This is a genomic window from uncultured Endozoicomonas sp., assembly GCF_947495845.1.
Taxonomy (GTDB): domain Bacteria; phylum Pseudomonadota; class Gammaproteobacteria; order Pseudomonadales; family Endozoicomonadaceae; genus Endozoicomonas.
Window position 1 is genome coordinate 1 of the sequence record NZ_CANMAO010000095.1, and the last position, 768, is coordinate 768.

A 768-nucleotide genomic window follows, 5' to 3' on the forward strand; every position below is an offset into this window, starting at 1 on the left:
TGTGGAGCCAATCTTGAAATACCACCCTGGCAATATTGGAGTTCTAACCCAGGTCCTGAAACGGGATCGGGGACATTGTGTGGTGGGTAGTTTGACTGGGGCGGTCTCCTCCCAAAGAGTAACGGAGGAGCACGAAGGTTGGCTAAGTACGGTCGGACATCGTACGGTTAGTGTAATGGCACAAGCCAGCTTGACTGCGAGAGGTACATCTCGAGCAGGTACGAAAGTAGGTCATAGTGATCCGGTGGTTCTGAATGGAAGGGCCATCGCTCAACGGATAAAAGGTACTCCGGGGATAACAGGCTGATACCGCCCAAGAGTTCACATCGACGGCGGTGTTTGGCACCTCGATGTCGGCTCATCACATCCTGGGGCTGAAGCCGGTCCCAAGGGTATGGCTGTTCGCCATTTAAAGTGGTACGCGAGCTGGGTTTAGAACGTCGTGAGACAGTTCGGTCCCTATCTGCCGTGGACGTTGGAAGTTTGAGAAGAGCTGCTCCTAGTACGAGAGGACCGGAGTGGACGGACCACTGGTGTTCGGGTTGTGTCGCCAGACGCATTGCCCGGTAGCTATGTTCGGACGGGATAACCGCTGAAAGCATCTAAGCGGGAAGCCCCCTTCAAGATGAGACTTCCCTGGGCACTAGATGCCCCTGAAGAGCCGTTAAAGACTATGACGTTGATAGGTTGGGTGTGTAAGTGCTGTGAGGCATTGAGCTAACCAATACTAATGACTCGTGCGGCTTGACCATATAACGCCAAAGCGAT

The 768-nt window shown here is 53.6% G+C and carries 1 rRNA gene; it reads left to right on the top strand.

The window, feature by feature from the left end:
• Positions 1–752 (top strand): 23S ribosomal RNA (locus tag Q1B11_RS20235); the annotation flags it as partial.
• Positions 753–768: the final 16 nt, after the last annotated feature.